The 13341-nt window shown below is 73.9% G+C and carries 10 protein-coding genes; 2 read left to right on the top strand and 8 right to left on the bottom strand.

Annotated features, from left to right (window positions below; genetic code table 11):
• Positions 1-50: 50 nt before the first annotated feature.
• The 4 genes from ABD54_RS21675 to ABD54_RS21660 form a co-directional block, all read right to left on the bottom strand.
• Positions 51-1331: a sugar ABC transporter permease gene (locus ABD54_RS21675; RefSeq protein ID WP_047871367.1), complete on the bottom strand. Its 1281-nt coding sequence runs from the start codon at positions 1329-1331 to the stop codon at positions 51-53.
• Positions 1331-2128: an ATP-binding cassette domain-containing protein gene (locus tag ABD54_RS21670; RefSeq protein ID WP_047871366.1), complete on the bottom strand. Its 798-nt coding sequence runs from the start codon at positions 2126-2128 to the stop codon at positions 1331-1333. Before ABD54_RS21670 ends, ABD54_RS21675 begins: the two co-directional genes overlap by 1 nt.
• 88 nt (positions 2129-2216) lie before the next feature.
• Positions 2217-3359, bottom strand: coding sequence for a sugar ABC transporter substrate-binding protein (locus ABD54_RS21665; protein WP_047871365.1), 1143 nt, complete (start codon positions 3357-3359; stop codon positions 2217-2219).
• 412 nt (positions 3360-3771) lie between these two features.
• Complete coding sequence (locus ABD54_RS21660) at positions 3772-4947, bottom strand: ROK family transcriptional regulator (protein WP_047871364.1); 1176 nt, start codon at positions 4945-4947, stop codon at positions 3772-3774.
• Between the two features lie 110 nt (positions 4948-5057).
• Here ABD54_RS21660 and ABD54_RS21655 point away from each other — a divergent pair, with 110 nt between their 5' ends.
• Positions 5058-5666 (top strand): uridine kinase, encoded by a 609-nt coding sequence (locus tag ABD54_RS21655; protein ID WP_047871363.1) that lies wholly within the window; start codon positions 5058-5060, stop codon positions 5664-5666.
• A gap of 16 nt (positions 5667-5682) precedes the next feature.
• Here ABD54_RS21655 and ABD54_RS21650 read toward each other — a convergent pair whose 3' ends face one another.
• Positions 5683-6573 carry an alpha/beta fold hydrolase gene (locus ABD54_RS21650; RefSeq protein WP_047871362.1) on the bottom strand — a complete coding sequence of 297 codons (891 nt, stop codon included), beginning with the start codon at positions 6571-6573 and terminating at the stop codon, positions 5683-5685.
• 163 nt (positions 6574-6736) lie between these two features.
• Here ABD54_RS21650 and ABD54_RS21645 point away from each other — a divergent pair, with 163 nt between their 5' ends.
• Positions 6737-7399, top strand: coding sequence for a TetR/AcrR family transcriptional regulator (locus ABD54_RS21645; protein ID WP_047871361.1), 663 nt, complete (start codon positions 6737-6739; stop codon positions 7397-7399).
• Between the two features lie 123 nt (positions 7400-7522).
• Here ABD54_RS21645 and ABD54_RS21640 read toward each other — a convergent pair whose 3' ends face one another.
• The 3 genes from ABD54_RS21640 to ABD54_RS21630 all read right to left on the bottom strand — a co-directional run.
• Positions 7523-9811 carry a serine/threonine-protein kinase gene (locus tag ABD54_RS21640; RefSeq protein ID WP_053063636.1) on the bottom strand — a complete coding sequence of 763 codons (2289 nt, stop codon included), beginning with the start codon at positions 9809-9811 and terminating at the stop codon, positions 7523-7525.
• A gap of 204 nt (positions 9812-10015) precedes the next feature.
• The gene (locus ABD54_RS21635) at positions 10016-11365 is read right to left on the bottom strand and encodes a hypothetical protein (RefSeq protein ID WP_047871360.1); all 1350 of its coding nucleotides are present in this window, start codon (positions 11363-11365) and stop codon (positions 10016-10018) included.
• A partial coding sequence (locus ABD54_RS21630; RefSeq protein ID WP_047871359.1) for a hypothetical protein occupies positions 11355-13341 on the bottom strand: 1987 nt, incomplete at its 5' end. The genes ABD54_RS21635 and ABD54_RS21630, both read right to left, overlap by 11 nt.

Here is a 13341-nt window from a genome sequence, read left to right as displayed (position 1 = left end):
GGGAGTGGACTCCGTCTCCCGCCCGGGGACGGCTCGTGTAGCCGTGCCGGTCAGGCGCCTCCCCTGGCGTGGGTCTTGCGTCCCCGGCGGGAGACGGAGTCCAGGATGACCGCGATCAGCAGGACGGCGGCGGTGATCATGAACCGGACCGAGGTGTCCATCTGGAGCAGCAGCAGACCGGAGGTGATCGCGCCCAGGACCAGGCCGCCCAGCAGGGCGGAGTAGGCGTTGCCGCGCCCGCCGAAGAGGCTGGTGCCGCCGATGACCGCGGCGGCGATGGCCATCATCAGCTCCTCGCCGCCGCCGGTGGCCACGCTCGCCGCGAAGTTGCGCGAGGTCAGCATGATCCCGCCCAGGGCCGCCAGGGCGGAGGCGATACCGAACACCGAGATGCGGATCATGTCCACGTTGATGCCCGCGCGGCGCGCCGCCTCGGCGTTGCCGCCGACGGCGTAGACCATGCGGCCGTAGCGGGTCTTGCGCAGGACCAGGTCGAGCACGACCACGAAGCCCACGAAGATCAGGAAGGCCAGCGGCACGCCCTTGTACTGGTTGAGCACCCACACCGCGACCAGGATCGGCACGAACAGCAGGGCCGCCCGGAAGAGGATCTCGGTCCAGGGCTTGTAGGGCAGGTTGGCCTGGCGCCTGCGGCGCTCCACCGCCGCCACGGAGACCACGTACAGGACGACGGCCAGGACGGCGAGCGCCCAGCCGACCACCGGGACGAAGAAGGTCTGCGTCAGCAGCGAGATCGGCCCGCTCGGGCTGGTGTTGATGGTGCCGTCGGCTCCCATCAGGTACAGGTGCAGGCCCTGCCAGCCCAACAGTCCGGCGAGGGTGACCACGAAGGCCGGTACCCCGAGTTTGGCGAAGACGACGCCGTGGAGCAGACCCACCGCGAGGCCGACGGCGAGGGCCGCGCCGATCGCGATCCACTCCGAGACGCCCTGCTTGACGGCCAGCACGCCCAGGACCGCGGCGGCCAGTCCGGCGACCGAGCCGATGGACAGGTCGATCTCGCCGAGCAGCAGGACCATGATGACGCCGGTGGTCATCAGGCCGATGGCGGCGATCTGCACGGTCAGGTTGGACAGGTTCTGCGGCGACAGGAACCGGTCGTTGGCCGACTGGAAGACGACGGCGATGAGGATCAGGCCGATGACCACGGGGATCGGGCCCAGTTCACCGCCGCGCAGGTTGCGGCGCAGGGCGTCGAGCCAGCCCTTGGGCGAGGCCGCCGTGGTCAGCAGGCGCGGGTCGCGCTTGGACTCGGCGGAGCCGCCCGCACCCGGGGCGGGCGCCTTGGAGACGGGGGTCTGCTGGGTCATCACTTGTCCTCCGTGGCCAGGGCCGAGGCGCCGGTGCGCTCGGAGCGGCGGCTGACCGGGTTGTCGGCGGCACCGGTGATGGCGGCCACGATCTCCTCGTAGCTGGTCTCGGCGACGGGGAAGTCCCCGGCGTTTCGGCCCAGGCGCAGGACCACGGCGCGGTCGGCCACCGCGCGCACGTCGGCCATGTTGTGGCTGATCAGCAGCACGCCCAGGCCCTGGTCGCGCAGGCGCTCGATGAGGTCGAGTACCTGGGCGGTCTGGGCGACGCCCAGGGCGGCGGTGGGCTCGTCGAGCATCACCACGCGCGGCTTGCCCAGCAGGGAGCGGGCGATGGCGATGATCTGGCGCTGACCGCCGGAGAGGGAGGCCACCGGGACGCGCAGGCTGGGGATGCGCACGGACAGCGAGTCCAGCAGCTCCATGGCCCGGCCCTCCATCTCGACCTCGTCGAGGGTGCCCGGGAAGTGCAGTTTCTCGTTGCCCAGGAAGAGGTTGCCGACGATGTCCAGGTTGTCGCACAGGGCGAGGTCCTGGTAGATGGTGGCGATCCCCAGGCGCTGGGCGTCGGAGGGGGCGTTGATGCTGACCGGCTTGCCGTCCCAGGTGATGGCACCGCCGCTGTCGGCTGGGTGCGCTCCGGAGATGACCTTGACCAGCGTGGACTTGCCGGCGCCGTTGTCACCGAGCAGGGCGACGACCTCGCCCTCGCCGACGTGGAAGTCGACGTCGCTCAGGGCCCGGACGGCACCGAAGGTCTTGGAGATCCCGGACAGTTCCAGGACTGGTGTGCTCATGCGTTCGCTTCTCTTCTCTCGCCCTGGCCGGGGACGGCGGGGCGGCGGGGCGCCCCGCCGTTCCGGGCCCGGAACGTCCGCACCGGCTCTACAGGGCTTCCTGGCAGAAGTCCGTGTCGGCGTAGTCGTCGGTGCAGATCTCCTCGATGCTGTAGATCCCGTCCGAGACGACCGTGTCGCCGACGTTCTCCGCGGTGACCGCGATCGGCTCCAGCAGGACGGCGGGGACGGTCTCGCCGCCTCCGTCCTCGACCTCGGTGAGCGTGCGCTCGCCCAGCTCGGGGTCCTCACCGGTGGCCAGGCCGACGGCCATGGCGGCGGCCACCTGGGCCTCGGGCTGGATCGCCTTGTAGACGGTCATGTACTGCTCGCCGGCGATGATGCGCTGGATGCCCGCGAGCTCGGCGTCCTGTCCGGTCACCGGGGGCAGGTCCTCCACGCTCACACCCGCGCTGCGCAGGGCGGAGATGACGCCGGAGGCGATGCCGTCGTTGGCGGCGTAGACGCCGGTGATCTCGTCCAGGCCCAGGGAGGTGATGGCGCCCTCCATCTGGGCGTTGGCCTCGTCCGGCGACCACTCGGGGGTGTCGAACTCCTGGCCGATCTCGATCTGCTCCTCCAGGACCCCCATGGCCCCGGCCTTGAAGCTGGCGGCGTTGGGGTCGGTGGGCGAGCCGTGCATGACGACGATCGAGCCGTCACCGGTGTCGCCCTCCTGCTCCAGGGCCTCCAGCAGCGACTCGGCCTGGACCTGGCCGACGCGGTTGTTGTCGAAGGAGACGTACATGTCCGCGCCGCCCTCGGCGAGGCGGTCGTAGGCGATCACGGGCACGCCCTGGGACTTGGCCTCGTTGACCGTCCCGGCCGCGGCGGCGGCGTCCACCGGGTCGAGGACGAGCACGTCCACACCGTCGGTCAGCATGGCCTGGGCCTGGGTCTGCTGCTCGCTCACGGACTGGTCCGCGTTGGCGTAGGAGATCTCGCAGTTGGGGCACAGCTCGCCCATCGCCTCCTCGAAGAAGGGGCGGTCGAAGGCCTCGTAGCGGGCCGTGTGGAGGTCGGGCAGGAGCAGTCCGACGTGGAAGCCCTCCTCCACGGTGTGGGTCTCCTGCTCGGCCTCGTCGCCGGTGGTCGTGAGCGAGCCACAACCGGAGACGAGGAGGGCGAGAGCGGCTCCCGCGGCGGCGAAGCCGGCGGACGTGTACCGCGGTGTGAAGCGTCGTGCGTTCAACGCTAGGTACCTCTCATGACGGGGGATACGGGCGGTGGAACTCGCGAGTGGTGGAGTGAAGTCAAACCCCGCCGCCACCTTGCCGTCAACTCCTGAACACATAACCGAAACATCACGGGCCTTGCGTTCAGAGCGTGAAATGATGGAAAACCCAGGCCAGAGCGGGGTTCTGGACGTGTGAGCTCACGTGAAGGAGTTTCGGTTTTTACCGAGCGGCGGCCCGTTCCGGCACTGACCTCGGTGTTCGCGGTCCCGCCAGCCTACGTGCGGGCTCTGTTCAGCGAAGGGCCCGCCCGCCGCCCGACCTGCTGCGGGCCGCTCCGGAGCCCGCGCTCCCCCGCCGCGGGAACGCGGTGCCACCGCGCGGCGCCACCGCGTCACCGTTGGCGCGGGAAATCGGGTCCCGGACTGTTCAGTTCGCCTGCCGGGCGGCCATGCGCAGCGCCCCGTACAGCGAGGCGTCCCTGCCCAGCGCGCTCGGCACCAGTTCGAGCCGCTCCAGGGCACTGCTCAGCGAACCCAGCTCCATCGACCGGCGCATCGGGTCGAGCAGCAGGTCACCGGCCTGGGCGAGGTCACCGCCCACGATGACCCGGTCCGGGTTGAACAGGTTGGCCACGATCGCGGTGCCCTGGCCCAGCGCGGTGCCCGCCTCGGCGATGATGCGGCGGCTGCCGGGGTCTCCCTCCAGCGCCGCGGCCACCATGTCCGGGATGCGGACGGGGTCGGGGCCGCGGGCCACGTCGGTGTTCTGCGGCAGCATGTCCAGCAGGTAGCCCGCGCCGACGAAGGTCTCCAGGCAGCCCCGGTTGCCGCAGCGGCACACGTGCCCGCGCGGGTCCAGCGCGATGTGCCCGATCTCCCCTGCCGTGCCGCCCGCACCCCGGAAGAGCTGGCCCGACATCATGATGCCCGCGCCCACGCCGTCGTTGATGACCAGGTGGACCACGTGCTCGGCCCCCACGCCCGAGCCCCGGTGCTGTTCGGCCAGGACCGCGAGGTTGGCGTCGTTCTCGGCCAGCACCTCCAGGCCCAGCCGCTCCGTCAGCGCCTTGGCTGGGCGAAAACCCGCCCAGCGGGTCAGGCAGGAGATGCCGCCGACCTCGCCGGTGCCGGGGTCGATCGGCCCCGGAATGGAGGCCACCACCGAGGACACGGTGCCCCGGTCGACCCGGCTGCGCAGCAGGACGGTCTCGGCCAGCCAGGCGGCGCGGCGCACCCCGCGCTCGGCGTCGGAGGCCACGTCGTAGCCGATCTCCTCGCGGGCCAGCATGTTGCCGTCGCTGTCGCCCACAGCGACGCGGACGCTGTCGGCGGTGAAGTCCACGGCCACGACCGTGCCGGGCTGGCGGACGAGGGTGATCGCCTTGGCCCGGCGGCCGTTGGAGGAGGTGTCGCGCACCAGGACCGTCCCGGCGGCGCGCAGGCCGCGGACGATGTTGGAGACGCTGGCCGCGGACAGGCCGGTGGCGCGGGCCAGCTCTGCCTGGGTGCGGGTGCCCTCGCTGCGCAGCACGTCCACGACCCGCCGCTCGTTGGCCCGGCGCAGGGCTGACTGTGATCCCGGTGTCGCGGCGGCCTCGGTCACCAGGTGCCCCTCCCCCTGCTTTCGTGGCCGCGTTTCGGCGCTGTTGCGAGGAATGCTACAAGCAATGAACGCAAGCTGGAACTTCACATCCGCCGCGTTAGGGTCCGAAGGTGAGCAGAGCACGCATCAGCACCGCCGAGTCCGGGTGGGCCGACCTCCTGGCCGGGGCGGTGCCGCCGCCCACCAGGGCCCCGGAGCGGACGCGCGCCGTGGCGGTCGAGGGCCGCTCGGGCGCGGGCAAGAGCACGGTGGCCGACGCGCTGCGCGCGGCCCTGGTCCGGCGGGGCGAGGCCTCCGCCGTGCTGACCATGGAGGACCTCTACCCGGGCTGGCGGGGCCTGGAGGAGGGCGCGGAGCTGCTGCGCGAGCGGGTGCTGGCCCCGCTCGCGCGCGGGGAGCGGGCGGCCTGGCGGCGCTACGACTGGGAGCGGGGGGCGTTCGCGCGGGAGTGGACCGCGCTGCCCGGCGACGTGGCCGCGGGCGGGGTCCTCGTGGTGGAGGGCGGCGGCTCGGGGGCCGCCTCCGTGCGCGGCCTGCTGGACCTACTGGTGTGGGTGGAGGCCCCCGACGACGAGCGCGCGCGGCGGCTGGACGGCCGGTGGGACGCGTCCGTCTACGCGCCGCACCGGCGGACGTGGGCGGAGCAGGAGGAGGCGTTCCACCGGCGAGACCGCCCCCGGGAGCACGCCGACGTGCTGGTGGCCAACCCGGCCCGGTGACCGCCACCGGGAGCGGTCAGGCCCCGACCGCTCCCGGCACATCCCCGCCGCCTCGGACCGGTTCGCCGGCCCCGCGCACGAACCCGGTGACGGCGTCGAGCACGGCCGGGTCGCGGAGCAGCGCGCTGTGCCCCAGGCCCGAGGTGGTGATCAGGCGAGCGCGCCCGTGGTGGGCGGCCAGCGTCAGGTGCGACTGCGCCGCGGGGACGACGGTGTCGTGCTCGTCGTGCAGCAGCAGGAGCGGCTGGGCGAGGGCGGCCCCCTCCCCCACGGAGAAGCGGGTCCACACGGTCGGGTCGCCCCCGAAGTGGTGCCCCTCGACCGTCCGGCGCAGGGCCGCGACGGCGCGGGGGCCCAGGCCGAGCGCCGTGGCGAAGGCGTGGACGGTGAAGGCGAAGTCCGACACCCCGGCGACCAGGACCGCCCGGTCGGCCTCGACCCCCTCGCGCAGGGCGTGCACGGCGAAGGGCGCGCCCAGGGAGTGCGCGACGACGGCAGCGAAGCGCCCGTGGCGGGCTTGGAGCAGGCCCATGATCTCGCGCGCGTCCAGGACGGTGCCCACCGGTCCGGGCGTGGCCCCGTGGCCGGGCGCGTCCCAGGAGACGGGGCTGTAGCCGAGGTCGAGCAGTCTTCGGACGAGCGGCGCGAAGCGGGAGGCGCGCGACCGCCAGCCGTGCACGAGCAGGACGGGGAGCGCGCCGTCGCCCCAGGAGTATGCGGCCACGTCCCAGCCGCGAACCCGCAGGGTGTGGACGCGGGCCCGCTCGTGCAGGTCCAGGTCGGCGGGGGTGACGGAGCGGGGCCGGCCCGCGTGGGACCACAGCCCGCACAGCAGTCGGCCGGTCAGGCGCGGGGCGGGCACGGCGGCCGCGTTGAGGGCCGCGCCGACGAGACGGGTGGTGTTCACGGGGGCTCTCCTCCGGTGGGGTGTCTGGCACCAGAAAACTATACGAACGATCGTATTATTTGTTCGGCGTGCCGCTTCCGTCAAGCGGCTTGTACCCTGATGGCCTGACCGACCGACCGTTCACTCTTCGCCCCTGTGGGCGCTACCTGGGAAAGGACTTCCGATGACCGTCTCAAGCCGCCCGGACGGACGGCTTCAGCGGGGCGACCAGACCCGACGGGCCGTACTGGAGCACGCGGTGCACACGGCGTCGGTGGAGGGCCTGGAGGGCCTGTCCCTGGGGCGGCTCGCCAAGGAGCTCGGGGTCAGCAAGAGCGGGGTGTTCGCCCACTTCGGCTCCAAGGAGGAGTTGCAGCTGGCCACTCTGGAGGCCGGACGCGCCGTCTTCGTCCGGCACGTGGTGCGCGGCGCCCTGGATGTGCGCCCCGGGGCGGAACGGCTGTGGCGGCTGTGCACGGACTGGATCGGCTACTCGCGCGGGCGCGTGTTCCGGGGCGGCTGCCTGTTCTACACGGCCATAGCCGAGTTCGAGTCCCGGCCCGGGCGGGTGCGCGACGCCCTGCGGGAGAACAGCCGCCAGTGGCGGGACCTGCTCGCGCGCACCGCCGGGGACGCACGCCAGTTGGGCGAGCTCTCGGAGGGGACCGACCCCGCACTGCTGGCCTTCGAGCTGCGCGCCTTCATGGAGACCGCCAACTCGTTCTCGCTGCTGGAGGACGACCTGGAGACCCCCTACGCCGCCGCGCTCGCCGCCATCGCCGCCCGCCTGGACTCCCTGTCCGTCCCCGGCGCCCCGCGCCCGTGGGCGGGACCGGTCAACCGGTGACCGCCCGGCCCCCTCCCGGCGCGGGTCGGCGAAGGCGCCGGCGAGGCGGGCCGCGATCTGGCACGGCCGCTCCGCCGGGCGGCGGGGCAGCGCCGGCCCCGGGAGCGGTCCGCGCGACGCGGGTCAGCTCCGCCCGCAGATCTCCCTGGCCCTGCGCAGGTCGCCCTGGATGCGAGCGACGCCCGACGTCAGTTGCGGCAGTTGCGCCGCCGCGCCGTTGAGCTCCTGGGAGCGCTGGTTGCGCCGGGCCACGCCGCCGGAGACGACGCGCACGGTCACCTCCAGGGCGATCGCCCCGACCAGACCGAGCACGCCCACCGACATGAGCGGGACCGCGGGCCCCTCCACCCCGTTGCCCGTCGCCAGCCCGATGAGCAGAGCGGCGGGGATGCCGAAGATGGCGAACCGGCAGATCCGCAGGCCCAGGAGCATGCGCTCCTGGAGCCTGACCCCGCGGCGCAGGTCGGCGTGGTCGGTGCTGACCTTGTTGTGCCGGGTCTCCCAGCTCCGGCGCTGCTCGGCCAGCGACCGCATGGTCGACAGGGCGCCGTAGACCACGGCCGCGTACCCGGCGCCGACGGGAACCGGCGCGCTCTCGACGCGGCTCCACAGGATCGACACCCACTCCCCCAGACCCGTGTCGCCGCCGTCGCCGGGTGGCACCAGGCGCTCGGGGCGCAGCAGGAAGGCGAGGATGAGGGCGGCGCTCACGTTGACACGGGCCGCGCGCCAGCCCTCCAGCTCGCCGGTGAGCTGTTCCTGGAAGGCGTTGGCGGCCCGTTCGGCCTCGTCGAGCTGGTCGGCGAGCCGCATGAGGTCGGCGGAGTCGGCGCCGCGGTGGGCGCCCATGGTCCTGAGCACACTCGGGCGGGCCATCAGGACCATCTCGTTGGCCTTGGGCGCGCCGGTGAGCAGGGGGCGCGGATCGTCGAACATCTCGCCCAGCTCGGCCACGGTGGCGCCCCGGCCTCGGAAGATCGGCGGCAGGTCGGGGCGCGACTGCGAGACGAACGAGGCCAGCGCCAGGTTGGCGTCGTTGTTGACGTGGCCCCGGAACAGGGACCGGTCCACCGTGGTGTCGCCGAGGTCGTGGACGAGCCAAGCGCCCAGGGCCGCCCGTTCGGCCGGGTCGCTGAAGACCTGGACGGCCGCGCTCCAGTTCTGCTGCATGGCCTCGGCCAGATCGCCCGGGTCGGTGAAGCGGATGCCGTGGAAGTGGTACGGGGGCACGCCCGTCCGGTGGGGCGGGGTGCGGGGGCCGCTCGCCGCATCCGTCTCGAACGCCCGGGAGTAGGACGGCGGGGTCGTGGAGTACGGCGGCGCGGACGGCGGCGCCGGAGGGGCCGAGGCGGTGCCAGACGCCATCTGCGTGTAGGCGCGGGTCGCGTCCGCCCCGGGGGCGTCGGCGGGGGCGACCCGGGTCGGGTCCACCGGGACCGGAGGGGCCACGCGTGTGGCGTGGGCCCGCGGGCGCCCGCCGGGGGCGACCCGCGTGGGGTCGTTCTCCCACGGGGTACGCGCGTGGGCCGGGGGCAGGATCCGGGTGCCGCCGTCGCCCGCCGCCGAGCGCGCGGCCGTGGCCTCGGCTGGCGCGGAGATCAGCAGGTTGAGCAGGGTGGTGGCGTCGGGGCGGCGCTCGGGGTCCTTGTCCAGGCAGGAGCGGACGATCCCGGCCAGCGGCTCGGTGAGGGGGCCCAGGTCGGGCTCTCCCCCCAGGATGCGGGCGATGCGGGAGGCCTGGGTCGGTCCGGGGAAGGCCTCGTGCCCGGTGGCGGCGTAGACCATCACCGACCCCCAGGAGAAGATGTCCACCGCCGAGGTCAGCCGCATGCCCTCCAACTGCTCGGGCGCCATGTACCCGATCGTGCCCACCACACCGCTTGCGGTGACCGAGGTGGTCTCGACCGCGCGGGCGATGCCGAAGTCGATCACGCGCGGCCCGTCCGCGGCCAGCATGATGTTGTCGGGTTTGAGGTCGCGGTGCACCACCCCGGCTGCGTGGATCGCGGCCAGCGCGGTGGCCGTGGACACGGCCAGGCGGTGCAGTTCGACGCCGCTGCGCGGGCCCTCGGCGGCCACGGCCCGCTGGAGCGTTGGGCCGTCGATGAACTCGGTGGCGATCCACGGCTCGGCGGCCCCGGGGTCGGCGTCCAGGATCGGGGCGATGCAGAAGCCGCTCACCCGGCGGGCCTGCTCGACCTCGGTGCTGAAGCGGCGGCGCATCTCCGGGTCCCCCGCCCAACTGGCGTGCAGGATCTTGACCGCGGCGCGACCGCCGTCGGGGTCCTCCCCGAGGAAGACCTCGCCGAAGCCGCCGCGCCCCAGCGACCGCACCAGCCGGTAGTTCCCCGCCGTACGGCCGGAGGGCTGCCCCGCCCCGCCGTCACCCTTCTGGACGTGCTGGTCCTCCACCAGGCCACCCCGTATCCGTCGTCATCGCTTCCCCCGGCGGACCCGTGACGGGCCCGTGGGAACTATAGCCACGTTTCGGTCGGCCCGGACCCGGGGACATGGACGGGCACCGAACTCCCGTTCTCTGGGGTCGGATGCGGTACCCGAGCGAAACGTTCTCTCCCCGTGCCCGACCGAATACCTTCCCGCGTCACGTCCGGATCGTCAGCGGGCCCGCCCCCGGGGCCGGTGGTCGCCGCGCTGGACGCGCTGGACGAGGTCGTCGGTGAGCGTGCCGTAGCCGGTGGCCGCCCACACGCTCTCCTCGGCGGGCACCTCGTAGTAGGGCACCTGCGCCCCCTCGTGCTCGGCGGGCAGGACCACGGGACGCGCCCGGTTGCGGACGGCCTTGGCGCAGTCGGCGCACAGCGGGACGCGGATGGTGCGCGTGCCGCCGAACTCCCGCCAGGGGGTCACCTTCGTGTTCGTGCCGTGCAGCGGGTTGGCGTAGCAGTGGCGGCGCCGGACGGCGGAGCGCGAGCCGCCTGCCGCGCTCTCCAGCGCGTCCTCGGCGATGTCGAGCAGGACGAGCGCGCCCACGGCGTCGGGCAGGGTGGCGCCCTCCGCGGCCATCCGGTCGTGGACCGCCGCGGCGGCGGAGCGGGCGTCCAGTGCGCGCTGGAGGCTCTGGCCCGATTTGGTGCCGGCCCCCGGGTCCGCGTCCACGCGGCTCAGGCGTTCGCCCACCTCGATGAGGTCGCGCTCGCCCTGTTCGACCAGGGAGTCCAGTTGGGCGCGGTCGGCGTTGTCGAAGGCCGCGTGCTGGGTGATCGAGGCCGCCCTGCGCCTGCCCCGGCGCGCGGTGAGGCGGTTGCGCACGAGGAGCGCCAGCACGAGGGCGAGCAGGACCGCGACCACCGACCCGACCGCGAACAGCGGGCCGGATCCCGTGCCCGAGTCCGCCCGAGGCCCTGTGCCGCTCTCCCCTCCAGGGTCCGCGATGCGGGGATTTGCCTCCTCGTAGGACTGGAGGGCGGCCTCGTAGGCCGCGCGGGGGTCGTCGGACAGCGCGGCCTCCACGGCCGCGTCGGCCTGCTGGAGCATGGAGCCGTCGAAGTCCGTGGCGTAGGAGGCGGTCAGGGCCCCGTAGTGCGCGGGAGCCGTCTCCTGGGCCCCGGGACCGAAGTCCGCACCGTGGTACCCCGACACCTCCTCGTAGGCCAGGTAGTGCCCTTCGCCGCCGCCCCTGCGGTCGTGCACGACCGACACGAGCGTGGCCGCGTCCCCGCCCCAGGCGTCGCCGCCCGTCAAGGGCAGCGCGATCACGTACAGGTCCAGGCCGGAGGACTCGATGACCCCGGCGACGCGCTCCTGGTCCTCGGCCGGGAAGGCGGACTCGTAGGCGGGGTCGACGTAGACCGGCGACTCCTCCAGCGCGTCGGCGACGGCCCGGGTGCGGTCCCGCGCCTGCGGGTCCTGGGCCAGGGCGGCGGTCGCGGGGCACAGGAGCAGCACGGCGCAGGACGCGGCCAGCGTCCGCGCCGCGTACCGGGCCGACCGGGAATCAGCGGTCATCGATCTCCTCCAGGAGCCTCTCGGCCATGCGCGCGGGGTTCTTGGCCCCGAAGCGGTACTGGACCCACGCGCGCTCGTTCATCGACAGGTGGTCCCGCCGACTACCCGCACCGTCGCGCAGCCGCAGCAGGGCGGCCGTGCGCTGCTGTTCGGTCAGGTCGGCGCACGCCCGGCACACGGGGAACAGGCCCCTACGGTCCCGTGGACCGACGCGCTTGAACGCCTCGGCGGGGCCGTGCAGGGGGTTGACCATGCACGGGGAGGTCTCGGCGGAGCCGGGGTCCTCCAGGGCGGCGTGCGCCCTGCGGGAGACGACCGCCACGCCGACCAGGTCGAGGTCGTCGGGGTCGGCGTCCATGAGCATCAGCGCCGCCTCGACGGGGGGCATCATCGGTACGGGGAGGCGCCCGGCCCGGTCGGAGGAGACCAGGGCGGCCAGCCGCGCCCGCTCGCGCTCGGCGGTGCGGCGCAGGGCCCGCGGGGAGGGCTGGCGTCGGCGCCTCCCGAGCGAACCCCGTACCAGGGCCGCCGTTCCCAGCACCGCGCCCAGCAGGGTCGCGCCGACGATGGGGCCCAGGAACAGCGCGCCGGCCCAGAAGTCCTCCCAGAAGCGCTCCGCCCGAGGTTCGAGCGGGTCCGTCGAGGTGTCGTAGGGCACCGGGTCCGCCGCCTGCGGGTCGCGCGGAACCTCCTCGACCGCCTCCAGCAGCAGGGAGAGCGCCCGTGCCGGGGTCGTGGCCGCGCCCTCGTCCAGCGCCCGGTTCAGGTAGTAGGTATCCAGGTCGGTGCCGAAGGCGAGCGCCGTCGTCTCGGGCGTCTCCTCGTAGGACTCATGGGTGATGACCGCGTAGACGCCGTCCTCGCCCAGGACGTGGTGCATCGCGTGCGCGAACCGCTCCGGGTCGCCCCCGCTCTCGTCGGTGTCGGCCATCGGCAGCAGGACCGCGTACACCGGGACGGAGGAGCGCTCCGCCCGTTCGGCGACGTCCGCCAGCCCTTCGCGGGGCAGCGGGCTCAGGGGGTCCGCGTAGACGGAGCCGTCCGCGATCCCCCGCACCACCCGTTCCACGCGCACGGTGGAGGGCACGTAGGGCGGCTGCGACCGGACCCGTTCCAGGGGATCGGGGCGTTCGTTCGCGTCCAGGGGCACGCTGTCCAGGTAGTACAGGGCTCCAGCCGCACCTGCACCGGGCAGGATCAGCCCGAACACCGCGGCTACGGTGACCGCGGCGGTCATACCGCCGCCCCTGCGGCGCGTCCACCACACGTGGAAGAGGGACAGCGTGAGCAGCGCGCCGGTCGCCGTGCTGACCAGGAAGCCGAGGTTGCCGGGCCCGACCGACGTGGTCGGGTCCAGGTCCTCCAGGAACTCCTCCCAGGCCGTGGGGCTCCGGTAGGCCTCCTGCTCGGAGGAGTACTCCTGCCGGAGCCGGTCGGCCGTGGCCTGCGCGTCCGGGTCGGCCAGGGCCGCCGTGAAGGCGTCGGCGACCTCGTCGAGCGGGGCGCCGTAGTAGTCCGTTTCGGGGGCGTAGCGCACCGCGTCGGCGGCGGCCTCCACCGGCAGGTCCACGCCCTCGGCCAGGGCCCGGGGAACGCTGTCGGGCTGGAGGAGGACGTAGAGGCCGTCCGCGCCGACCCGGTCGGCCAGGGCGGGCAGCACGTCCCCTCCCCACTGCGGCTCCGTGCCGGGGAAGGGGCTGGCGACGACGTGGTAGGGCACGTCCAGTGCGCCGAAGGAGTCGTGGAGGCCGGCCTCCAGCTCCTCCGGGTCGTAGCGGCCGGCCAGGGCGTCGTCCACGACCACGGCCGCGCCCTCGGGCTGCTCGGCCAGCAGGGCGGCGTAGTGCTCCGCGGGGGTCACACGCACCTCGCCCGTCCCTGCCCCGGGCTCGGGATGCGCCGAGGCGGGGGCGGCGCCGAGGACCGGGAGGAGGATCAGCAGCGCCGGGGGGACGACGGCCGACATGAGCCGGAGG

Source organism: Nocardiopsis sp. RV163 (assembly GCF_001029525.1).
GTDB lineage: Bacteria > Actinomycetota > Actinomycetes > Streptosporangiales > Streptosporangiaceae > Nocardiopsis > Nocardiopsis dassonvillei.
This window is presented reverse-complemented; position numbering and strand designations above follow the sequence as displayed.